Below are 21,832 nucleotides of genomic sequence, written 5' to 3'. Positions count from 1 at the left end.
ACGATCATGGATGATCTGAGTATCGAGTGCGATCTACTGGTGGTCGGCGGCGGCATGGCGGGCATGTCCGCCGCCGCCTGGGCCGCCGAGCGCGGGGCCGTCGTCATCGTCGTCGAAAAGGCGGCGGCGACCGGCGGCTCGGCCGTCCTGTCGGGCGGCGTCCTCTGGACGGCCTCTTCGGCCGAAAAGATGAGGCGGTATGGTGCGGGTGATCCCGCGCTCGGGCAGGTGGTGTTCGATACCTATCCGGACGCCGTGGCCTGGCTGCGGCGTTGCGGCGTCGGCATGTCGCTCCGCATGGATGTCTTGCATGGCCAGGGCTACCAGATCGACATCCACGGCTGGATTCAGCATTGCCAGTCCTTGGTGGAGCAGCACGGCGGCTCGGTCATCCTGGAAACCGAGACCCTGGAACTGATCCGGGATGGGACGGGCGCGGTGACCGGCGCCCGGACGCGACATGAGGACGGCGATGTCACGGTCCACGCCAAGGCCACGGTGCTGGCGACCGGCGGATTCCAGGCCTCGTCCGAACTGCGCGCCCGCTACATTCACCCCAATGCGCGCGACATGCTTCTTCGTTCCAATCCGGTCAGCGACGGCGCAGGCCTGAGGCTGGGCGCCGAGGCCGGCGGCGAGGTCGCGGGAACCAATCGCGGCTTCTACGGCCACCTCGTCAGCGAGCCGAACCGGTGGGACGACGAGCGACTGTTCGTGGCCCTGTCGCAGTATCATAGCGAGCACGCCCTGCTGTTGAACGAGGCGGGCGAACGCTTCTGCGACGAGACGCTGGGCGACCACACCAATACCTACGAGACCTTGGTCCAGTCAGGATCCCGGGCCTTGTGCGTCTGGGACGCACGCGTTCACGAGGCCTATGCCACCGTGCCGGTGGTCTCGATCGGAGTGCCTCTCGACAAGATGCAGACCGCCATCGAGAACGGCGGCAAGGGCGTTGTGGCCGAGACCGTAGAGGCGATCGGAGAGTTCGCCCAGCGTCAGGGCTTCGACGGTCCCGCTGTCCAGGCTGCGATCGAGACCTTCAACAGGACGCTGCGCGAAGGCTGGGAGACCCTGTCGCCCCCCCGCACCGAAGATTGGCGGCCAATCGACAAGGCGCCCTTCTACGCCTTGGTCGTGCACCCGGCGATCACCTTCACTTTCGGCGGCCTGACCATCGATGCCGGCGGCCATGTCCTGACCCCCCAGGGCGCCCGCGTGCCCGGCCTGTTCGCCGCCGGCGCTGACGCCGGAGGCGCCTACGGCCATGGCTATGCCGGTGGGTTGGCCCTGGCCATGACGTTCGGCATCACCGCGGCGCGCTCGGCGGGCTGGGCATGAGAGACGCCACCGTAACCCCGTCATCCGCTTCCGAGGCGCGGTCCCGCAACATCATGCTGACCGCGCTGATCATCGTGTCGGCCTTCAACTACGTTGACCGGACGATACTCTCGATCCTGCAGATTCCCATCAAGGTGGAACTGGGGCTGTCCGATGGACAACTCGGCGCCCTGACCGGTCTGGCCTTCGCCCTGTTCTACGCGACCCTGTCGCTGCCGATCGCGCGGCTGGCCGATCGCTACAGCCGCCGCTGGATCATCGTGATCTCCCTGGTGGTCTGGAGCGCGATGACCGCCCTGTGCGGCCTGGCGACGGGCTTCATGAGCCTGCTCTTCTTCCGCATCGGGGTAGCCATAGGCGAGGCGGGCAGCGTGCCGGCCTCGGTCTCTCTGATCGCCGATCGCTATCCGGCCGAAAAGCGCGCCACCGCGATGTCGACCTGGGGCCTAGCCCTGCCGATCGGCCTCATGATCGGCTATATGTCGATCGGCTGGTTGTCCGAGACCTTGGGCTGGCGACTGGCTTTTGCGGCTGTCGGCCTGGTGGGTGTCATCCTTGGCCCCATCATCTTCTGGATGATCAGGGAGCCTCAGCGCCTCCGCCGGCAGACCGCACCGGACGCTTCCGCCCCTCCGCAACTCCCTCTGGCCCAGGCCGTTGGGGCGTTGTGGGCCAACAAGGCGTTTCGCTACACCGTCGCGGGCGGCATGCTGCACGGTTTCACCCAGTATTCGATGATGACCTGGAACGCGCCCTTCTTCACGCGCAGTCATGGGCTGACGCTGGGCGAGGTTTCGCTGCTGATGGCCCTGCTCAGCGGGGCGGCCGGCGCAGTCGGCATCTATGGCGGGGGCTGGCTTTCGGATCGCCTGGCGGCCCGCGACGGTCGGGGGCGCCTGTGGCTGAAGGCCGGGTCGGTCGCCGCCGTCGTGCCGTTCGCCGCGGTCCAGTATCTCGTGCCGTCCATGATTGTGTCGATCGTCGCGGCGACCTTCTGCGCCGCGCTGATGATCGCCTACTATGGGCCGATCCTGGCCAGCACCCAGTCCGTGGTCGATCCGTCGACACGGGCGTTCAGCAACGCCGTCCTGCTGCTGACGTTCAACCTGTTTGGTCTGGGAATGGGGCCATGGGTGACGGGTCTGATCAGCGACGCCCTGACCCCCGCTTTCGGCGATCAAGCGCTGCGATATGCCTTGTCCATCGTCCTGCTCCCGTCGGGCCTTGGCGCCCTGACCTTCCTCTATGCGGCCCGCTTCTTCGATCGGAAACCGGTGGCCGCCGCTCCGAAAGGCGTCGATCATGCGTGAGTTCAAGGGCAAGTGCGCCGTCATCACCGGCGCGGGCAGCGGGATCGGCGCGGCCTTGGCGCGTCGCGCCGCGGCCGAGGGCATGAACGTCGTCCTGGCCGATATCGCCGAGGATCAGGCGCGAGCGGTGGGCGACAGCCTCGCGGGCGTGGAGGCCCTCGTCGTGCGGTGTGACGTCACCGAGGAAGCCAATGTCAACGCCTTGGCGGACGCCGCCTATGACCGCTTCGGATCCGTCGACCTTCTCTGCAACAACGCCGGCATCGTGCCCGGCGGACGCCATCGCAAGGCCTGGGAATACAGCGTGGCCGACTGGGACTGGTCGCTCGGCGTCAACCTCTATGGCGTCGTTCATGGCATGCGCGCCTTTGTGCCGCGCATGATCGAGGCGGGTAGACCCGCGCATATCCTGAACACGGCCTCGGTCGCCGGGGTCGTCAGCGGCTCGGGCTCGGTCTGCTACGGCGCCGCCAAACATGCCGTGGTGCGGGCGACCGAGGGGCTGTACGCCGGACTGAAGGAGATGGGCGCGCCGATCGGGGTGACCATGCTGTCGCCCGGCCTGGTGGCCACCGGCATCTACGACGCCGAGAAGCGCCGCCCGGACCGCTTCGCCAGTCCCGAGGGCGCGCCGACCGAGTCGGCCGAACTGGAGCAGATGCGCGAGGAACTCTATCGCAATGCGACGACCCCGGAAGAGGCGGCTGACATCGCCTTCCAGGGCATCATCGACAACCAGTTCTACGTCTTCACGACGACAGCCTTCGACCCCGCCGTCGCATCACGCGCCGAAGACATTCTGGCGCGCCGCAATCCGGAATTCGAAAGCATCGTGGCGATGAGCCGCAAGGACGCCGGGCTGGACGCCGACACGGCCTGAGACTTCTGCTCGAGGCTCAGGCCTCAACCAGGAGCGCGCCTTGGTTCCGTCCAGAGAACAGATCGGCGAAGGCCGAGGGCAGGGTCTCGAAACCTGCACGGACATCTGTGCGCACCACCAGTTCACCCGAGGCGACCCAAGTGCGGATCCGGTCGCGGGCGTCCTCGATCTGGTCGATGAAATCACCGACGACAAAGCCTTCCATGCGGACGCGGCCATAGACGAGCTTCATCATGTCCCGAGGACCAGGGGCGGGCTCGCCTGTGTCGTAGGCCGAGATCTGGCCGCACAGGACGATCGTGCCGCGAGGGGCGATGTGGTCCACCGCCGCCTGCATGATCTCGCCGCCGACATTGTCGAAGTAGATCTGGATCCGGTCGGGGCAGAGGGCTCTCAGCCGAACAGCCACGTCCTCGGACTTGTAGTCGATGGTCGCGTCCACGCCGCAGACGGCCTTCAGCCAGTCGCACTTGTCCGCCCCGCCCGCAATGGCGACGACGCGACAGCCCAGGATGCGCGCGATCTGGCAGACGACGGAGCCCACAGAACCCGCCGCCGCCGAGACCACGACCGTGTCGCCGGGCTTTGGTCGGCCGATCTGGATCAGCCCGAAATAGGCGGTCAAGCTATTGGGCGACAGCGCGCCCATCGCCTCCTCGAAGGTCGTGGAGGGTGGAACGGGAAAGGGGGGGACCGCCGCCTGATCGGGGCTTAGGATGCTGAACTCCTCCCATCGCGATAAGGCGACCATCCGATCGCCGGGACGATAGTGGGGGTGGCGGGATTCAAGGACCTCGGCGCCGGCCATGCCCATGATGGCCCCGCCGATGGGGATCGAGCCGCGATAGGCCCGCTCGGGTGGATTGAGCCAGTTGCGAATGGTCGGGGCGACGGCGAACAGACGGTTGCGGACGCGCACCTGGCCTTGGGCCAGTTCGCCTGTGTCGAGCGGCGCCTCGACCATGGCGAAATCGTCCACGGACACCCGCCCCTCAGGGCGCGAGGCCAGGGTCCAGACCCGGTTCACGGCGCTCATGCGGCCAGGGCTTCGCGCGCGCCGACGGCGCCGCCGACAAGGTGCGACAGAACCAGAAGACGACGATGACCACGGCCGACCAGCAGCTCGTCCGTCACCCCCATGCCGCCATGCAACTGGGTCGCGTCCTGCGCCAGCCGGAGCGCGGCGTCGGAAACATAGGCGCGGGCTTCCAGGGTCCGGCGCTCGAAGGTCTCTGGCGAGGTGTGGACCGCCCGGGCCAGCATGGAGCGGGACTGTTCGAGCAAGATGAACAGCCTCGCCGTCCGGTGCTGGACGACCTGGAATGAGGCGATGGGAACGCCGAACTGGCGCCGGTCGCGAACGAACTGCACCGTGGCGTCGTAGAGGGTCTGCATCAGACCGACCATCTCGGCGACGATGCTCAGTTGCGCCAGGGCCAGGGCCTGGTTGTGCTCGGCGCGGGATGTCGCCAGAAGCGCCGATCGGTCAAGTTCGATGCGGTCAAACACCAGTCTTGCCGCGTGCTCGCCGTCTGCGAGACGATAGGGCAGGAGGGTCAGGCCAGGCGCCCCGGCGTCGATCAGCAGCAGACCGGGTCCGGTCTCACCTGTGTCGATGATGAAGGCCGTCGCTTGATCCGCATGGCGAACCTGGATCCGCTCGCCCGAGAGGATCCAGCCCTCGTCGGACGGTTCAATCGTGATGTCGCCCAGTCCCTCGCCGGCTTCGGCGTAGGCGACCAGGGCCTCGCCGGCCAGGACCGCCGCCAGGCAGGTCTCGGCCGCCGGGTTGTTCGTCGCGCCGGCCAGAAGGCGGGCCGACAGGATGGCGACATCGGCCACGGGGGTCAGGGCGGCGGCCGCGCCCAGGGCCTCGCCGACCAGAGCCGCCTCGACGGGGCCGCCTCCCAGTCCTCCCGCGGCCTCCGGCGTCGTCAGGGCGAGGACGCCGAGCTCGCCCAGCGCCCGCCACTGATCCATCGGCAGGGTTTTGCGGGCGGCCTGCTCGGCTGACACATGATCGGCCAGGAACCGAACGACCATGTCACGCAACAGCGCCTGTTCCTCGTTCGGCTCCAGCGTCATGGATCAGACCCGTTCCACGATCGTCGCATTGGCCACGCCGCCGCCCTCACACATGGTCTGCAGACCATAGCGGGCGCCGCGCGCGTGCAGAGCGTGGACCAAGGTGGCCATCAGCTTGGTCCCGGTCGCGCCGAGCGGGTGACCCAAGGCGATGGCGCCGCCGTTGACGTTCAATCTGGTCGGATCGGCGTCCAGGGCCGACAGCCAGGCCATGGGGATGGAGGCGAAGGCCTCATTCACCTCGAACAGATCGATGTCATCGAGTTTCAGGCCCGAACGATCCAGGGCGCGACGGGTCGCAGGGATCGGCTCCTCCAGCATGATGACCGGATCGCCAGCGGTGACGGTCAGGTTGACGATGCGGGCCAGGGGCGTCAGCCCGTGCTCGCGGATCGCCTTTTCGGACGCCACCAGGACACCGGACGCGCCGTCGGCGATCTGGCTGGCCGTTGCGGCGCTGAGCGTGCCGGTTTCAGTCAGCAGCTTCACCGACCCGATGGATTCCAGCGTGGACGAGCCGCGAATGCCCTCGTCGCGGTCGTGCACCATCGGACCCTCGGCGGTGACGACATCGAGGGGCACCATCTCCCCGGCGAAGGCGCCGTCCTCGGTCGCGGCGGCGGCCTTCAGATGGCTCTCCAGGGCGAACTGGTCCATCGCCGCGCGCGTGAAGCCGTATTTGTCAGCGATCATCTGGGCGCCGGTGAACTGGCTGAACTCGGGCACGCCGTACCGGGCCTGGATGCTCTTAGCGAAAGGCCCTTCACCGATCCCGGCCGCCTTTGCCAGGGTCAGGGGCGAGCCCATCGGCACGCGCGTCATGCTCTCGATCCCGCCGGCGATCACCAGGTCTTGGGTGCCGGACATCACGGCCTGAGCCGCGAAATGCAACGCCTGCTGCGACGAGCCGCACTGGCGGTCGATGGTCACGGCGGGAACGCTGTCGGGCAGTTTCGACGCCAGCACTGCATTGCGTCCGAGCTGGAAGGTCTGTTCGCCGACCTGGCTGACGCAGCCGATAATGACGTCGTCGATGGCGGCCGGGTCCACGCCGGTTTCGTCGACGAGGGCGTTGAGGACGGCGGCGCCGAGATCGGCGGGGTGCCAGGTGGCGAGACGGCCGTTGCGACGGCCTGCGGCGGTGCGGCGAGCGGCGACGATATAGGCGTCAGGCATGCGGGAGGTCCTTGGAGGTCAGAGGCCGACGGCGGCCTTGGCGATGAGGGTGAGCTGAATCTCGCTGGTCCCGCCGAAGATGGTCCAGGCGCGGCCGTTAAGGTATCGGGCGGCTGCTGCGATGGCCGGTTCCGGCCCGATCCCCGCCGGCGCGTCATCGGCGTAGAACGGCCGCTCCCGCGCCAACTGCAGGCCGGCCGGTCCGAAGGCGTCGACGGCGAGCTCGTCTATGCCCTGATGGATTTCCGAGGCGACCAGTTTGGTGATCAGGCTGCGCGGCGTCGGCGGGGCACCCGCGTCGAGTTCGATCGCGGTGCGCAGCTCGGTCATTTCCAGCGCATCCGCTTCGAGGCCCAACTTTACAGCGCGACTGGCCAACTCGCCCCTGAGCGGTCCGGTCGAGGCGAGGAGGCGTCGGAGTTTCGCCACGAGCGAAGGGCCGAAGGAGGAGCCGCCGCGCTCGTTCTCCAACAGGAATTTGGCGATCGTCCAGCCTTGCCCTTCCTCGCCGATCCGATCCGCGACCGGCACGCGGACGCCGTCGAGGAACACCTCGTTCAACTCGTGATCGCCCGAGGCGCTCAGGATCGGACGCACGGTCACCCCCGGCGCCTGCATGTCGATGAGCAGGAAGCTGATGCCGGCCTGGGGCTTCACGTCGGGATCGGTGCGGACGAGGGCGAACAGTCGGTTGGCGAACTGCGCCTGGGTGGTCCAGATCTTCTGTCCGGTGACGATGTAGTGGTCGCCGTCGCGAACCGCGCGTGTCTTCAGGGAGGCTAGGTCGGAGCCGGAGCCGGGTTCGGAAAAGCCCTGGGCCCAGAAGTCTTCGCCGGACCGGAGCCGTGGCAGGCGGTCCGCCTTCTGCTGCTCGTCGCCGAAGCTGTAGAGCACCGGTCCAAGCAGCTTCAGGCCCATGCCGGGCAGATCCGGGGCGCCGGCGTCGGCGCATTCCTTCTCGAAGATCCAGCGCTGGACCCGGCTCCAGCCGGGGCCGCCGGCGGAGGCGGGCCAGTGATAGAGCAGCCACCCCTTCTTCTCGAGGATCGCCTGCCAGGGGCCGGCGATGTCCGGCTCGGCGAAGACGCCGGGCGATAGAGCCGCGCCGCGGCGTAGGTCCGGGTTGAGAGCATTCCGCAGGAAGGCGCGGACCTCTTCGCGGAAGGCCTCATGGTCGGCGTCGAGCGGAAGCGTCATCCCTATCGCTCCACGATGGCGACGCCGGACACGCCGGGCGCGCCATAGACGTGGCTGTATCCGAGGCGGGGATCGCCTGGGACTTGTCGGGCGCCCGCCTGACCCCTCAGTTGGACGACGTTCTCGTACACCTGACGCAGGCCCGAGGCCCCGATGGGCTCGCCGCACGCCAGGCAGCCGCCGTCGGTGTTGACCGGCAGGGCGCCGTCGATCCGCGTGCGGCCATCGGCGATCCACGCCTCCTGATCGCCATCGGCGCAGAAGCCGTTCTCGGCCATGTGCATGATCTCGGCGCCCGACTCGGTGTCCTGCAACTGGGCGACGTCGATGTCTTCGGGACCCACCCCCGCCATCTCGAAGGCGGCGCGGGAGGCCAGGGTGCTCGGCGAGACGCCGCGCGCGATATCCAGGGCCGGGGAGAAGACCTCGAACGAGCCGGGCGGGCGGCTGCGCACGGCGGCGGCGCGCAGCTTCGCCCCGTCCAGGCCCAGGCTTCGTGCGCGCTTTTCGCTGGCCAGGATCAGGGCCACGGCCCCTTCGCCGGGCGAGCAGAACATGAATTTGGTGAAGGGGTCGCTGACCAGAGGGGCGTTCAGGATCGCGTCCAGATTGACGGCCTCGCGACGCCAGGCGTGCGGGGTCAGGACGCCGTTGGCGAAGGCCTTCTCGGCGACCCGACCCAGGGTCTCGACCGTGATGCCGTGCTCGGCCATGTAGCGCCGCGTCTTCATGGCGAAGAATTGGGTGGTCAGCATCAGGCCGGTCTCGCCGTACCAGTCGGGCAAACCCCACTCGGCGGGCTTGGGGTCAAAGGCGCCGCGCGGATGCTTGTCGAACCCGACGGCGATGCCGAGATCGAACTCGCCGGACTCGATGGTGCTGTAGGCGCCGAACAGGGCGGAACCGCCGGTCGCACAGCCGTTGGCGACATTGATGAACTGCAGGCCCGTCAGGCCAAGTTCCGACACCATCGTGTCGGCATTGCCGGCCGCGTCCGAGCCGCCGTAGGCGAACTGGATGTCGCGCCAGTCCAGGCCCGCCGTGGCGAGGGCCTGGCGCACCGCGAAGACGCCCTGCTGCAGGCCGGTCAGGCCCGGCGTGCGACCGAAGGGATGGATGCCGGCGGCGACGATGCGGACCTCGGTCATGCGGATCCCTCTGGTGCGAAGGCATAGGTCAGCCGTGTCTCGCCCGTGGCCAGGCGGAAGGGCTCCGTCGTCAGTCGAAGGGGCATGTCGATGCGCAGATCCTCGAAGGCGACATCGACCAGACGGGCTTCCACGATGATCGCTTCGCCGAGCGTCACATAGCCGACCGCATAGGGGACGAAGGCCTCGTCTCCGGCGTAGGGCGGCGACTTCGGGCGAAAGCGCTGGATGGTAAAGGACCACAGCCGGCCCCGTTCCGGCAGCTCGACGCGCTCGAAGCGCTCGGCGTCGGCGGGCAGGGGGAACACGAGCCTGCCGCTCGTCCGCTCTCGCCCCGCATAGAGGACGGGGGCGCCGTCGGCGCGCAGGTCGAACAGATTGTCGGCGATGAGGTCGGGATGGGCGGGCATGATCACTCCTGCCCGCTAGTTAGCCTCGCTCCCGACCGACCGGCTTCTGACCAATGTGTCAGCCCGGCATTGCGTCAGCGGATCATGGCCAGGAAGCCGAGTTGGGCGGCCTTGAACAGCGTCTGATCCCGGTTGACCGCGTCCAGCTTCACCGAGGCGCTGCGGATGTGGAAGCGGACGGTCGTGCGCTTCAGGTTCAGGATCGCCCCGATCTCGTCATTGGTCTTGCCCGAGGCCGCCCACCGCAGGCACTCGACCTCGCGCTTGGTCAGGAGGGCGGAGGCGACGGCCGGGCGTCGACGCTCGGTGACCTTGACGTAGCTGGACACGAAGGTGCGGGCGAGGAGAGCCAGCGCCTGTCCATGAGCCTCGAACGGCGCGGACAGATCGTCCAACTCAGGGTCGGGCGACAGGAAGCTTGCGGCCGCGATCTGACCAAAGGGCAGGTGGATCGGCGCAACGACAGCCGCGCTGGTCAGGGCTCTCTGTCGGAAGTTGGACAGGTCGAGCGCCGACAGCAGAAGGTTCGGCGTAGGCGTATGGATGCCTTGGGCGTTGCACCAGAAGGGTTCACTCTCGAAGCGGCAAGCCATGGGCAAGGGAGAAGTCAGCGCCAGTTGGGGGAAACGCCACCACCGGGCGTCCTCGCCCCGATCGAAGCCGAAGACGGTGCTGGCGAGGATTTCGCCGGCCGCATCCTTCATCGGTTCCTGGACGGCGATGTTGTCGGTGACCGCACAGCGCAGGCCGGTCAGGTCTGCGACGGCGTCTCGCAGGGCGGCGGCGGCGGGTCTGATCTGTTCCAGGCTGCTCGCCCGGACGCTGGCGAGGAGGGCGTCGGAGACGTTCACGCGATAGTCTCTCAAGCCGGGAGCGCCAGGCCCTCGAAGAAGGGCTTGCACAGGGCGTCAGCCATGTCCTCCGGCGTCCGCTCGGAGGCCAGAGGCGGATACCACTTGTAGGCCCAGTTACACATGCCGAGGAAGCCGTAGGCCGTCACGATGGGATCGCAGGGGCGCAGCCTGCCGGTCTCGATGCCGCCCTTGATGATGGCGACGACACGATTGAAATAGTCAGTCCGGTGAGCGCGAATTTCGGCGCGCATGCCGCCTTCCAGCTCACCGTAGTGGTCCATGAAGGCGCGCACATAGCCGGGATGGTTGGCGATCTGGCGCAGGATATGAATGCAGGCCGAGCGCAGCAGATCGACAGGGTTGGTCGTCTCGTCGTCGCTGCTCACCAGACCGTCCAGGAGAGCGCGCATGTGCGTGTCGTGGATCGCGTAGAGGATCGCGGTCTTGCTGGGGAAGTAGTGGTACAGCGTCGGCTTGCCCAGACCGACCTCGTCCGCCAGCATCTGCATCGAGGTCTTGTGATAGCCGACCTTGTCGAACAAGGCGGCGCAATGCTCCATGATCTCGGCGCGCTTGCTGTCAGCCGCCTCTGTGGACTGTCGCCTCTTGGTCGCTGTCGCCGCCGTCACCTGTGTCCGCACTCCTCGGTGGCCGATCCGGTCAGGATGGGCGCTGCTTTGAGCGGAAGTCTATTGCACGCCGCGTGCCGGGTCCATCACCTACCGACCGGCCCGGCGGTCGGGTTGGGCGGGATCAGAGGCTGTTGACCAGATGGCCGCCATCGACCGCGACCACCGAGCCTGTCATGTAGCGCGAGGCGTCGCAGCACAGCAGCAGCAGGGGGCCGTCGAGGTCGGACATCTGCCCGAGCCTTTGCTGCGGAATCCGGCCGATCAGGCGCCGTCCGCCTTCGCTGGCGAAGAACTCGCGGTTCAGGTCGGTCTCGATATAGCCCGGCGCCAGGGCGTTCACCCGCACGCCCAGCGGGGCCCATTCCAGAGCGAGGGCCTTGGTCAACTGGATCAGGCCGGCCTTGGAAGCGGCGTAGGCCGCCAGACCCTTGGAGACCCTTTCACCCAGGATCGAGGCGACGTTGACGATGCTTCCGCCGCCGGTGCCGCGCATCGCGCGCGCCGCCGCCTGGGCGGCCAGGAAGGCGCCGGTCAGGTTGGGTTCGAGGGTGGCGCGCCACTCGTCCGCGGACTGATCGAGCGCGGCTCGGGTATGGGCGATGCCGGCGTTGTTGATCAGGACATCCAGTCGTCCCGCCAGTTCGACAGCGCTCGTAAAACCCTGGTTCACCGATGCGGCGTCGGACACATCCATCACCAGGGGATGGCAGGTCCCGCCTGATGCAGCGATCTCGGTCGTCAGGGCGTCGAGAGCCTCGCGTCGGCGCGCGGCGGCGACCACGACGGCGCCTCGACCCGCCAGCAGGGCGGCGAAGTGACGGCCCAGGCCCGAACTGGCCCCGGTGACCAGGACGACGCGGCCTTCCAGATCTGTCATGTCCGTCATGCGTCCATGGCCGTCGCGCCGACGACCCACGCGGACAGGCCGCTGACCGGCACCGCGCAGAGCACCGCCTCGGCCACCTCGGTCTCGCTTGCCCCGGCCTTTCGGGCGCCCTGCATATGGACCGAGGCCCAGGGGCTGTAGTCGGAGGTCAGCACGGTCACCAGCAGCAACTCGGCATGGCGCGGTTCGATCGAGGTGCCAGACAGGGTGCCTTCGCGCATAAGGTAATAGGCGTCGCCGGCTGTGGGCACGAGCTCCAGCAGCTTGCCCAGACTCGGCGGCATGGTCTCGAAATAGCCGAGGAAGTTCGCCTCCGCCTCGCCCGGAGCCACGGGCAGGAGGTCGGGCGCGCCGACCGCGTCCGGCGCCGCGCCGTAGACGGCGCCGATCAGACCCCGAAATCTCAGGGCGGCGCCTTCGCCTCGGACGCTGCAGAGGATGGTCATGGCCGAACGCGCATCCGTCTCGGGAAGGCCCAGATCGCGGGCCCGTTCCAGCTCCCTCTGCGCCATCTCGGCATAGTTCTTGACGCAGGCGGCGCAGGCGACGAACAGAGCCTTGATGGCGGCGGGCAGGGCGCTGTCGCTGTCGATGACGCTCCGGAACCGGCCGTATCCGCCGATGGTCTTGGGAGCCCGTTCCTGTAGCGAACGGTTGGTCAGCAAGGGGTTCGTGGTCACGATCAAGGTCCCTGTTTCCGGCTTTCCACTGTCCCTTATGACTGGTCGTCAGGTTTGACAACCGACCGGGCGGTCGAATAGCTAAATTGCAAGGTCGGCGCCTCAGCGGACCAGTCGAGAGGGTTGAGATGGCACGCCTGGAAGGCAAGGTCGCGGCGGTCTCCGGCGCGGCGTCAGGCATCGGCCTGGCGACGGCGCAGGTCTTCGCCAGAGAGGGGGCGACGGTCATTCTGATCGATCGCGACGAAACCAGGCTGGCCGCGGCGAGAAACAACCTCGACGGCTCGGGCCACCAGCAGGTCCTGATGGACGTGACGCGCGAAGAGGCGTGGATCGCTCTCGCCGAAGAGGTCGAACGCGATCACAAAAGGCTTGACGTTCTGGTCAACAACGCGGGGTTCGGAGCCTTCAAGTCGATCGCCGACACCAGCTTCGAGACCTGGCGATCGATCCTGTCGGTCAACCTCGACAGCGTCTTCCTTGCGACCAAATACCTGCTGCCCGCTCTGGCCGCGTCCGGCCGCGGGTCGATCGTTAACGTCTCCTCCATTCGCGGCATCATGGCCGCGCCCAACACAGGCTCTTACTGCGCCTCCAAAGGCGGGGTGCGGCTATTCACCAAGGCGACGGCCATGGAATGCGCCGAGCTCGGAAACGGCGTGCGGGCCAACTCCATCCATCCGGGCCATGTCGAAACGCCCCTGACCGCCGGGGCCTATGCCGATCCGGCGATCGCGGCGCGGCTCAAGGCCGATATCCCGATGAAGCGACAGGGGCAGGCCGATGAGATCGCCGACGCCATCCTGTTCCTGGCGTCGGAAGATTCTCGATACATGACCGGCGCGGAGTTGGTCGTCGACGGCGGATCGACCGCGACATGAGCCACCACACGAAGTCGCCGGACACCCTGGCCCCTACCCCGCGCGCGCTCCAGATCGGCGAACGCGTCGAGCGGTTCGTCCGCGAGGTCGTCGCGCCCCATGAGCACGACCCGCGACGTAACAGCCACGGCCCCACCGATGAACTGGCCGACGAACTGAAGGCGAAAGCGCGCGCGGCGGGCGTCCTCACGCCGCACATCCTTCCGGACGGCGATCACCTGAGCCAGCGTGAGACGGCCTGGGTCCTGCGCAAGTCCGGCCTGTCGCCGCTTGGGCCGGTCGCCTGCAACACGGCCGCGCCCGACGAAGGCAACATGTACCTGATCGGCAAGGTCGGCTCGCCGGAGATGAAGGCGCGCTTCCTGGCGCCGCTGGTCGAGGGGCGAGCCCGGTCCGCCTTCTTCATGACCGAGCCGGCCGCCGAGGGCGGGGCGGGTTCCGATCCTTCGATGATGCAGACCATCTGCCGGCTGGACGGCGATCACTGGGTTATCAACGGGCGCAAGGCCTTCATCACCGGGGCGGAGGGCGCCAAGGTCGGCATCGTCATGGCCAAGTCGGATGACGGGGCCTGCATGTTCCTGGTCGATCTGCCCGATCCAGCGATCCGCATCGAACGGGTGCTCGACACCATCGACGGCTCGATGCCCGGCGGCCACTCCATCGTGGCGATCGACAACCTGCGCGTTCCGGCCGACCAGATGCTGGGCCAGAGCGGGGAGGGGTTCAACTACGCCCAGGTCCGCCTGTCGCCGGCGCGCCTGTCGCACTGCATGCGCTGGCTGGGCGCGGCGACGCGGGCGCAGGAGATCGCTACGGATTACGCCTGTCGACGCCAGGCCTTCGGCAAGCTCCTGATCGACCATGAGGGCGTCGGCTTCATGCTGGCGGAAAACCTTATCGATCTGCGCGCGGCGGAGACCATGATCGACTGGTGCGCCGGAGTGCTGGACGCAGGCGATCTTGGCACGGCCGAAAGCTCCATGACGAAGGTCTTCGTCTCCGAAGCGCTAATGCGGATCGCCGACAAGTGCGTCCAGGTCATGGGCGGGACCGGCGTCACCGGCGACACCATCGTCGAGCAGGTCTTCCGCGAAATCAGGGCCTTCCGCATCTACGACGGGCCCACGGAGGTTCACAAATGGAGCTTGGCCAAGAAGATCAAGCGCGACCATCGGGACGCGGCCGTACGCCAAGCCCAGCCATGAGCCATGTCGCCGGAAACCTCGGGGTCACCCCGGTCAGGGAAGGATTCGGGTTCGATGTTGGAGCGCTGGCGCGTTGGATGACGGCGAATGTGGCGGGCTTCGCCGGCGATCTGACGGTCGAACAGTTCCGGGGCGGACAGTCCAACCCGACGTACAAGCTGACGACGCCGGATCACGCCTATGTCCTTCGGCGCAAGCCTCCGGGCGTCCTGCTGAAGGGGGCTCATGCCGTGGAACGCGAGGCCCGGGTTCTGACCGGTCTGGCCAGGGCCGGGTTTCCGGTCGCGGCGGTCCACGGCGTCTGCACCGACGACGCCGTCATCGGTACTTGGTTCTATGTCATGGACATGGTGGAGGGCCGTATCTTCTGGGACGCGACCTTGGCGGACGTTCCCCGGCCGGAACGCGCCGCCTATTTCGACGCCATGAACGCCGCCATGGCTGCGCTTCACCAGATCGACTACCGCGCCGTCGGGCTTGAGGACTACGGGCGGCCTGGCAATTATTTCTCTCGCCAGATCGCACGTTGGTCTCGACAATATCTGGAGGACGATCAGGCCGGGCGAAATCCCGCCATGGACCGTCTGATCGCCTGGCTGCCCGACAACATTCCCGATGACGGCGACGCCACCTCGATCGTCCACGGCGACTTTCGCATCGACAACATGATCTTCCACCCCACCGAGCCACGTATCCTGGCGGTGCTGGACTGGGAACTGTCGACGCTGGGGCATCCCCTGGCCGATTTCGCCTACAACGCCATGATGTACCGGACACCTCCGCACATCGTGGCGGGTCTGGCGGGCGCGGATCTGGAGGCCTTGGGCCTGCCGTCAGAGGACGACTATGTCGCAGCCTACTGCCGTCGCGTCGGGCGTCCGGACATGCCCGGCTATGAATTCTATCTCGCCTTCAACCTGTTCCGGCTGGCCGCCATCTTCCATGGCATCAAGGGTCGGGTGCTGCGCGGCGCCGCGGCCTCGGCCCAGGCGGCAGAACGGGCGGAAGTCTTCCCGGAACTCGCGGCCCTCGCCTGGGCCCAAGCCAGGAGGGCCGGGGCATGATCTCGCCTGCCGTCGCGCTCGATATCGACCAGGGGGTCGCGACCCTGACGCTGAACCGACCCGAGAAGCGAAACGCCGTCGGGCCGGAGCTGTCCCAGGCGCTTCGCGAGGCCGCCCGGACCTGCGCGACTTCGCCGGACATCCGCTGCGTGATCTTGACGGGAGCGGGCGGGTTCTTCTCGGTCGGCGGAGACATCGACCTGTTTTCCGGCGCGGGCGACGATGCGGAGGCGACCGTGGGCGGGCTGGCCAAGACTTTCCACGCCGGCGTGCTGGAACTGGCGACAATGCCCAAGCCGCTGGTGACGGCGGTCAACGGGCCGGCGGCCGGCGCGGGCCTCAGCCTGGCCATCCTAGGCGACATAGCCATCGCCGCCCGAACGGCCCAGTTCGCCGTGGCCTATACGGCCATCGGCCTGACGCCGGACGGCGGGGCCAGTTGGATGCTGCCGCGCCTGGTCGGGCTCAGGCGGGCGCAGGAGATGATCCTGACCAACCGCCGGGTCGGCGCCGACGAAGCGGCGGCCATGGGCCTGGTCACCCGTGCGGTGGATCCGGAGGTCCTGATGGAAGCCGCCCACGAGACGGCTCGGAGCCTCGCGTTCGGTGCGGTCGGCGCCCTTGCGGCCTGCCGTCGCCTGCTGCACGAAGGGGCGGTTCAAGGGCTGGCGGCTCAGTTGGACGCGGAGGCGTCGGGCATCGCCCGGGCGAGCGGCGGGGCGGAAGGGCGCGAAGGCGTCGCGGCCTTCCTTGAAAAGCGCAAACCTGTGTTCCCGCCGGCGGGCGGTCGCTGATGGCTCGCCTGGAACGGAAGATCGCAGTCGTTTCCGGCGCCGCTTCCGGCATCGGCTTCGCCACGGCGCAGGCCTTCGCGAACGAGGGCGCGCGCGTCTATCTGCTGGATCGGGCCCGGGATCGCCTTGAGGCGGCGGTGCAGGCGCTGCCGGGCGAGGGGCGTCAAGCCGTTGTCATGGACGTGACGGATGAGGCCGCGTGGGCGGCTCTGGCCGCTCGCATCACGCATGACCACGGTCGGCTTGACGTGCTGGTGAACAATGCCGGCTTCGGCGACTTTGCGCCGATCGTGGAAACGACGCTCGAAAGCTGGCGAAGCATCCTGGCGGTGAACCTCGACAGCGTCTTTCTGGCCACCAAGCACATGATGCCCTTGCTGGCGATTTCGGGATCGGGCTCCATCATCAACATGTCTTCGATCCGGGCGCTTAGGGGCGGGGTCAACATGGCCTCCTACAGCGCCGCCAAGGCCGGGGTGCGATCTCTGACCCAGGTCACCGCGGTCGAATGCGCCGCCCAGCGCAACGGCGTGCGCGCCAACTCCGTCCATCCCGGACATATCGCCACGCCCTTGACCGCAGGCTTCCACGAGGATCCCGAAATGTCGGCGGCGATCGTGCGCAATATCCCGGCAGGCCGCGTCGGGGCGCCCGCAGACATCGCCAATGCGATCGTCTTTTTGGCCAGCGACGAGTCAGCCTTCATGACCGGCGCCCAGATTGTCGTCGACGGTGGCCAGACGGTGAAATAGCTCAGCCCATCGCCGTCTTCAGGAAGGGCAGTACGTCCGCCATGAGCATGCGTAATCGGGCGGTCCTGCGAAGGGGCAAGCTCCCATAGAGTGCTCGGCTCAGTCCGAGATGAAGGGAGACGACGATGTTCTACGCTGCGTTGGATGTGTCGCTGCGCTCAGTGGCGGTCTGCATCATCGATAATGACGGTAAGGTCCGCCTCGAGCGGTCCGTGCCGTCAGACGTGCCGGACCTGGTCCGCTGCCTGAGCGAGTTCGGAGAGCCGATCCATCAGGTCGGTCTGGAGGCGGGCACGCTGACCCAGCACCTGACCTATGGTCTTCGTGAAGCCGGCTTCGACGTGGTGTGCATGGAGGCGCGGCAGGTAGCGGCGGCGCTGTCGGCCATGCGCAACAAGACGGACAAGCACGACGCCCGCGGCATCGCCCAGATCCTCCGATCCGGGTGGTACAGCCGGGTTCATGTGAAGAGCGTCGAGAGCCACCATCTGCGGGCGCTGCTGACCAGCCGCAAGGTGATGCAGCGCAAGTGCATCGACCTGGAGAACGAGATCCGTGGCCTGCTGAAGGTGTTCGGCGTGAAGCTGCCGATGCGCCTATCGCGCGGCGCCTTCGACATCGCCGTCCGTGACGCCATCGAGAGCGATCCGGCGCTGAGCCACGCCCTCCTGCCGATGCTGCATGCGCGGCAGATGCTGTTCGAGACCTTCATGGAACTGGACCGGCGCGTGCGGAAGGCCGCTCACGAAGACGAGGTCTGCACCCGGTTCATGGGCATCCCCGGCGTCGGCGAGATCACCGCCCTGAGCTTCAAGGCCGCCGTTGATGATCCAGCTCGCTTCAAGAGTTCGCGCACCGTCGGCGCCCACTTCGGCCTGACGCCCCGACGCTTCCAGTCCGGCGAGAAGGACAATCCCGGGCGCATCTCCCACGCCGGGGACTCCGACGTGCGCGCCACCCTCTACGCCGCCGCCAACGCCATGCTCATGCGCTCGATCAAATGGTCGAGCCTGAAGGCCTGGGGCATGCGGCTGATGAAGACCAAGGGCCGCCGACGCGCCATCGTCGCCGTGGCCCGCAAGCTTGCTGTCGTCCTGCACCGCATGTGGGCTGACGGCACCGAGTTCCGGCACGGATCGGAGGCGGCGGCATGACCTGACAGCTCCCCCCCCCAATCCGATCCTGGCCGGATCGTCCCACGCGGACGACGGGATGGATGAAGCCGAAAATGACTGCTGCGCTTCGAGCGCGACCATAAGCGAGGCTCTCCAGACCCTGATCCCATGCATGCGTGCAGCGGCTCCGCTCGCAAGGAGCCATCCAGACTGCGAAGAGAAGCGTGACCCGTGTGATCGATCAGGCCGATGACCAAAACCAGCTTGACTCCCATGCCCGATTAGAGAAGCGGTCATTGCGATCGCCTGCCACCACATGGCTCGCGGCGGGCACCTCGCTGAAGCGGATATGGGGGATCAGTCGTCGCATCTCCGCCAGGCCGTCGGCGTCGATGACATCGCTCGCCGCTCCGTGAACCAGCAGCGTCGGCGCTGTGATCCCTGGCGCGGCCGCGTTGAGACGGTGGGTGAAATCGCCCCGGCCGAGACGCGGGCCCGTCTCCATCAAGGCGGGGTCCCAGTGCCAGCGCAACCGCCCGTCCGCTCCCTTGCGAAGGTTGCGCTCCAGGCCCCGCGTGTCGGTCGAGGCCGGACGCAGCGGATTGTAGCGGGTCAGGGCGGCGACCACTTCGTCGATGTCTGAGAAGCCGTTGGGATTGGCCTCCATGAACTCCAGAATTCGGGCGGACCCGGCCTGGGTGGGGCTGACGGCGATATCGACCAGCACCAGCGCCGCGACCCGCCTGGAGAGGAAGGTCCCCGCCGCCCGCAGCGCCGTCAGACCGCCCATGGAGGCGCCTACAAGACCTATTGGGCCGTCCAGCGTGTCCGCGATCGCCGCCAGATCTTCCTCCAGTCTCGGAAGGGCGTAGTCGCCCGTCGGAGACCAACCGCTGTCCCCGTGTCCACGTGCGTCGTAGGCAAGGGCGCGAAAGCCTCCGGCGGCGATGGCTTCGGCAGAGCGTTTCCAGGAGCGCCGGGTCTGGCCGCCGCCGTGGAGGAGCACGATCCACGGTCCGTCCTGGCCGAAGGCATCGGCGACCAGAGGCACGCCTTCGGCGCCGACTACGGTTGGGGAAAGGGTCACGGCGAACTCCGGCGGTGATTGGCGGCATCGGCGAAGGACGCGCCAGCGCGAGCGTCCGAACCTGGCGCCGTGCGGCAAGGCACCTTGCCACCGAAGGCGAACCCAGCGCGCCTGACCCTTTGGCGAGTTGTTCTCCTAGCGGACAACTCAGACCCTGGTTCACTCCCGCAGGGTTTGAGTTTCCTTCCACTCGCCCCCGCTCCGCCGGGGGCTTTTTGATCGGCGCGCGAGCGAGGGTGAAGTGATCTCATGCACTGGTTGTACCGGGACATCGACTAGGAGCCGTCACGCGGCATGGACGCGATGCAACCTGACCGCTAACCTTGGCCCATGCCGTCACCGCTTCCGCCGGATCGTCCGCTGTCGCGCCTTCTGACCGAGCGCGAGCGCGAGGTCATGGCCTATGTGGCGGCCCATCACCGCAGCAAGACCATCGCGCGCCTGACGGGCAAGACGCCCAAGACCGTCGACGCCCAGGTGGCCAGCGCCTGCCGCAAGCTGGGCGTCAGTTCGCGCGTCGATGCGGTGCGCCTGCTGCTGGAAGAGGGTCTGGACCCCTTGGGGGAAAATCCCCATAGGGCGCCGTCTCCAATGGCCGCCGAGGACGACCCGGCGTCATTCCTGTCCCGTCACTCAAGGGATGCGAATGAACAACTCGATACAGATCAGACGCGAGACCACGCTGGACGAGACGCTGCCGTCGATGAGCTTCCGGGATTTCCAGGAAGCGCTGGAACTGGTGGCGTCGGGCCGCGAGCATCGACGCATGGTGCCTTTTCTGGTTTCGGCCCTGCAGCAGCAGGCGCCTTTCCTGAACGGGCCGATGCTGATGTTCGAGATCCTGTGCTCGGCCGCCTGCCTGGCGGACCTGCCCCGGAAGCCGTTGAACAGCTAGGGCTTGCGAACCGGCCGGGCCTTCGCCTGCTGATCGCCCTGGGGATCGCGCTGGCCCTGGCCGTCGCCGTCCCCGCCGCGCTCGGCGGCGCCGTGGCCCTGCAGAAACTGGTCGAGACGCTTCAGGCGCGTCCCTGAACCGACGATCCTGGAACCAGACTTGAAACCGCCGGGGGGCGGGGGAGAACCACCATGTCCGACAGAGACATCGCGGCCGCGCGCGTGGCCGACATCATCAACGAGGCCGAGCGGGCGATGGACGCGGCGATGGCGCGGGCCTCGCAGCTTCTGACCGAACTGCCGGCGCTCCAGGGCCAGGCCGGGCTGAACGGGGCCTGGGCCCAGCCGGCGGTGGCCTCGGTCTGCGCCGCGCTGAACGACATGACGGGCGCCCGCGCCTCGCTCATCTCGGCCCACAAGAGCCTGTCGGCCGTGCAGCGCAAGTTGGGCGTCACGGTCGCCGAGGGCGGGGCCAACGAAAAGCAGGACGTCCCGACCCGCCCCACCGCCGAGTCGGCGGACACGGTCGTGCGTCTCCGCGCCTGAGGTTTTTGAGGCGGCGGGCCTGGAGGACATGGTGTATCGCGGGCGGCGATGATCAGCGCCTTCGACGACCTTCACCAGATCCTGAGCTACATGGCGACGGCGCTGACCATCGGTCTGGCGCTGCTGATCGGCCGCGGGCCCGAGAGGGCCTGCGGCCTGATCGTCGCGGCCGAAACCTTCGTCGACATCGTGGTGATGAGCCAGTTCGATCCGTCGATCCGCTGGTGGGCGGTTCAGATCAAGGCCGGCCTCGTGCTGTCGGCCTACGCCGCGGCGGTGTGGCGCTGGCCGGACCGGTGGCTGATCGTCATGACGGCGCTGCAGGGCTGCGCGCTGCTGCTGCACCTTTCGACGTGGCTGGATTCCACCATCATGATGCGGAGCAACGGTCTGCTGCTGAACAGCATCGGCTGGCTGATGATGATCCTGCTGGTCTCGGCGACGATCGGAAAGGCGATCCAGCGGCACGACGCCCGCCGTCGCCTGCTCCGTCGGCGGTCCTACTGAGCCGTCTTCGACGCTTCGACCCGCGCGGCGATGTCGATCAGGCCCTGGCCCAGCGTCCGGCCCTGCTCGGGGTGGATCAGGAAGCCCTGCCACCCGAAGCCGGGATGACGGATGGCCAGCAGCGGGCCCTGGGCCTGGATGTCCGTGCGCCAGGACGGATTGACCACGGTCTCGACCTTGGCGCCCGGTTCGATCGAGGCGGGGATCGGCTGGGTCATCTGCGCGCGCAGGGCGCCCAGGTTGGCGATCAGGTCGTCCAGCGCGGCCGGGCTCAGCGCCATGCGGCTGACGGCCTTGCCCTGAATCTGGAACTCCATTTCGACCTTGGCGCGGTCGGCGCTCATCTTCACGTTCAGCTTGGTGTCGGCCACGGGCGATCTCCTGG

25 protein-coding genes and 1 pseudogene are annotated in these 21,832 nt (G+C 67.7%); 14 read left to right on the top strand and 12 right to left on the bottom strand.

Annotated features, from left to right (window positions below; all coding sequences use genetic code 11):
• Positions 1–6 precede the first annotated feature (6 nt).
• Genes M8231_RS13040 through M8231_RS13030 form a run of 3 tightly spaced genes read left to right on the top strand, consistent with a single transcriptional unit; the run spans position 7 to position 3,531 of the window.
• Positions 7–1,341 carry an FAD-dependent oxidoreductase gene (locus tag M8231_RS13040; protein WP_250201664.1) on the top strand — a complete coding sequence of 445 codons (1,335 nt, stop codon included), beginning with the start codon at positions 7–9 and terminating at the stop codon, positions 1,339–1,341.
• On the top strand, positions 1,338–2,651 hold the full coding sequence (locus M8231_RS13035) for a spinster family MFS transporter (protein WP_250201663.1): 1,314 nt from the start codon (positions 1,338–1,340) through the stop codon (positions 2,649–2,651). Before M8231_RS13040 ends, M8231_RS13035 begins: the two co-directional genes overlap by 4 nt.
• Positions 2,644–3,531 carry an SDR family NAD(P)-dependent oxidoreductase gene (locus M8231_RS13030; protein ID WP_250201662.1) on the top strand — a complete coding sequence of 296 codons (888 nt, stop codon included), beginning with the start codon at positions 2,644–2,646 and terminating at the stop codon, positions 3,529–3,531. Before M8231_RS13035 ends, M8231_RS13030 begins: the two co-directional genes overlap by 8 nt.
• A 16-nt stretch (positions 3,532–3,547) precedes the next feature.
• Here the strand turns inward: M8231_RS13030 and M8231_RS13025 are convergent, their stop codons facing one another.
• The 10 genes from M8231_RS13025 to M8231_RS12980 all read right to left on the bottom strand — a co-directional run bounded on the left by M8231_RS13025 (position 3,548) and on the right by M8231_RS12980 (position 12,599).
• Entirely contained in the window at positions 3,548–4,567 is a 1,020-nt protein-coding gene (locus M8231_RS13025) for an NADP-dependent oxidoreductase (protein ID WP_250201661.1), read from the bottom strand.
• Positions 4,564–5,616, bottom strand: coding sequence for an acyl-CoA dehydrogenase family protein (locus tag M8231_RS13020; protein ID WP_250201660.1), 1,053 nt, complete (start codon positions 5,614–5,616; stop codon positions 4,564–4,566). The genes M8231_RS13025 and M8231_RS13020 overlap by 4 nt, the downstream gene beginning before the upstream one ends.
• A gap of 3 nt (positions 5,617–5,619) precedes the next feature.
• Positions 5,620–6,792, bottom strand: coding sequence for an acetyl-CoA C-acetyltransferase (locus M8231_RS13015; RefSeq protein ID WP_250201659.1), 1,173 nt, complete (start codon positions 6,790–6,792; stop codon positions 5,620–5,622).
• Positions 6,793–6,810: 18 nt separating this feature from the next.
• Positions 6,811–7,989 (bottom strand): acyl-CoA dehydrogenase family protein, encoded by a 1,179-nt coding sequence (locus tag M8231_RS13010; protein WP_250201658.1) that lies wholly within the window; start codon positions 7,987–7,989, stop codon positions 6,811–6,813.
• A 2-nt stretch (positions 7,990–7,991) separates the two neighbouring features.
• Positions 7,992–9,137, bottom strand: coding sequence for a thiolase family protein (locus M8231_RS13005; RefSeq protein ID WP_250201657.1), 1,146 nt, complete (start codon positions 9,135–9,137; stop codon positions 7,992–7,994).
• Positions 9,134–9,547 carry a Zn-ribbon domain-containing OB-fold protein gene (locus M8231_RS13000; RefSeq protein ID WP_250201656.1) on the bottom strand — a complete coding sequence of 138 codons (414 nt, stop codon included), beginning with the start codon at positions 9,545–9,547 and terminating at the stop codon, positions 9,134–9,136. Before M8231_RS13000 ends, M8231_RS13005 begins: the two co-directional genes overlap by 4 nt.
• 74 nt (positions 9,548–9,621) lie before the next feature.
• Positions 9,622–10,398: a helix-turn-helix transcriptional regulator gene (locus M8231_RS12995; protein ID WP_250201655.1), complete on the bottom strand. Its 777-nt coding sequence runs from the start codon at positions 10,396–10,398 to the stop codon at positions 9,622–9,624.
• Between the two features lie 11 nt (positions 10,399–10,409).
• Positions 10,410–11,030, bottom strand: coding sequence for a TetR/AcrR family transcriptional regulator (locus M8231_RS12990; RefSeq protein ID WP_250201654.1), 621 nt, complete (start codon positions 11,028–11,030; stop codon positions 10,410–10,412).
• Positions 11,031–11,154: 124 nt separating this feature from the next.
• On the bottom strand, positions 11,155–11,910 hold the full coding sequence (locus tag M8231_RS12985) for an SDR family NAD(P)-dependent oxidoreductase (protein ID WP_250201653.1): 756 nt from the start codon (positions 11,908–11,910) through the stop codon (positions 11,155–11,157).
• 5 nt (positions 11,911–11,915) lie between these two features.
• Positions 11,916–12,599 carry a carboxymuconolactone decarboxylase family protein gene (locus tag M8231_RS12980; RefSeq protein ID WP_250201652.1) on the bottom strand — a complete coding sequence of 228 codons (684 nt, stop codon included), beginning with the start codon at positions 12,597–12,599 and terminating at the stop codon, positions 11,916–11,918.
• Between the two features lie 128 nt (positions 12,600–12,727).
• Here M8231_RS12980 and M8231_RS12975 point away from each other — a divergent pair, with 128 nt between their 5' ends.
• The 6 genes from M8231_RS12975 (at position 12,728) to M8231_RS12950 (ending at position 18,452) form a co-directional block, all read left to right on the top strand.
• Positions 12,728–13,480: an SDR family NAD(P)-dependent oxidoreductase gene (locus tag M8231_RS12975; RefSeq protein WP_250201651.1), complete on the top strand. Its 753-nt coding sequence runs from the start codon at positions 12,728–12,730 to the stop codon at positions 13,478–13,480.
• Positions 13,477–14,688, top strand: coding sequence for an acyl-CoA dehydrogenase family protein (locus tag M8231_RS12970; protein WP_250201650.1), 1,212 nt, complete (start codon positions 13,477–13,479; stop codon positions 14,686–14,688). Before M8231_RS12975 ends, M8231_RS12970 begins: the two co-directional genes overlap by 4 nt.
• On the top strand, positions 14,685–15,752 hold the full coding sequence (locus M8231_RS12965; protein WP_431307107.1) for a phosphotransferase: 1,068 nt from the start codon (positions 14,685–14,687) through the stop codon (positions 15,750–15,752). Before M8231_RS12970 ends, M8231_RS12965 begins: the two co-directional genes overlap by 4 nt.
• Positions 15,749–16,546, top strand: a complete 798-nt coding sequence (locus tag M8231_RS12960; RefSeq protein ID WP_250201648.1) for an enoyl-CoA hydratase/isomerase family protein — start codon at positions 15,749–15,751, stop codon at positions 16,544–16,546. The genes M8231_RS12965 and M8231_RS12960 overlap by 4 nt, the downstream gene beginning before the upstream one ends.
• Positions 16,546–17,298 carry an SDR family NAD(P)-dependent oxidoreductase gene (locus M8231_RS12955; protein ID WP_250201647.1) on the top strand — a complete coding sequence of 251 codons (753 nt, stop codon included), beginning with the start codon at positions 16,546–16,548 and terminating at the stop codon, positions 17,296–17,298. Before M8231_RS12960 ends, M8231_RS12955 begins: the two co-directional genes overlap by 1 nt.
• Before the next feature lie 125 nt (positions 17,299–17,423).
• Positions 17,424–18,452 carry an IS110 family RNA-guided transposase gene (locus M8231_RS12950; RefSeq protein ID WP_250201646.1) on the top strand — a complete coding sequence of 343 codons (1,029 nt, stop codon included), beginning with the start codon at positions 17,424–17,426 and terminating at the stop codon, positions 18,450–18,452.
• Between the two features lie 202 nt (positions 18,453–18,654).
• Here the strand turns inward: M8231_RS12950 and M8231_RS12945 are convergent, their stop codons facing one another.
• Positions 18,655–19,500, bottom strand: a complete 846-nt coding sequence (locus M8231_RS12945; RefSeq protein ID WP_250201645.1) for an alpha/beta fold hydrolase — start codon at positions 19,498–19,500, stop codon at positions 18,655–18,657.
• 330 nt (positions 19,501–19,830) lie between these two features.
• Between M8231_RS12945 and M8231_RS17095 the strand changes: the two are divergent.
• The 5 genes and pseudogenes from M8231_RS17095 to M8231_RS12920 form a co-directional block, all read left to right on the top strand.
• Positions 19,831–19,974 (top strand): annotated as a pseudogene (locus M8231_RS17095) (LuxR C-terminal-related transcriptional regulator); the annotation flags it as partial.
• A gap of 172 nt (positions 19,975–20,146) precedes the next feature.
• A complete protein-coding gene (locus M8231_RS12935) occupies positions 20,147–20,395 on the top strand; it encodes a hypothetical protein (protein WP_250201643.1) in 249 nt (82 codons plus the stop codon).
• Positions 20,344–20,532 (top strand): hypothetical protein, encoded by a 189-nt coding sequence (locus tag M8231_RS12930; protein WP_250201642.1) that lies wholly within the window; start codon positions 20,344–20,346, stop codon positions 20,530–20,532. Before M8231_RS12935 ends, M8231_RS12930 begins: the two co-directional genes overlap by 52 nt.
• Positions 20,533–20,586: 54 nt before the next feature.
• Positions 20,587–20,940: a hypothetical protein gene (locus M8231_RS12925; RefSeq protein ID WP_249749599.1), complete on the top strand. Its 354-nt coding sequence runs from the start codon at positions 20,587–20,589 to the stop codon at positions 20,938–20,940.
• Positions 20,941–20,988: 48 nt separating this feature from the next.
• Complete coding sequence (locus M8231_RS12920; protein ID WP_250201641.1) at positions 20,989–21,447, top strand: hypothetical protein; 459 nt, start codon at positions 20,989–20,991, stop codon at positions 21,445–21,447.
• On the opposite strand, the gene M8231_RS12915 is transcribed toward M8231_RS12920, so the two are convergent.
• Complete coding sequence (locus tag M8231_RS12915) at positions 21,441–21,818, bottom strand: hypothetical protein (protein ID WP_250201640.1); 378 nt, start codon at positions 21,816–21,818, stop codon at positions 21,441–21,443. The two genes, M8231_RS12920 and M8231_RS12915, sit on opposite strands and share 7 nt — an antisense overlap.
• Positions 21,819–21,832: the final 14 nt, after the last annotated feature.

Origin of the sequence: Brevundimonas albigilva (assembly GCF_023573565.1) — a bacterium.
GTDB lineage: Bacteria > Pseudomonadota > Alphaproteobacteria > Caulobacterales > Caulobacteraceae > Brevundimonas > Brevundimonas albigilva.
Note: the sequence above shows the minus strand (reverse complement) of the source record. Positions and strands in the feature narration are given on the sequence as shown.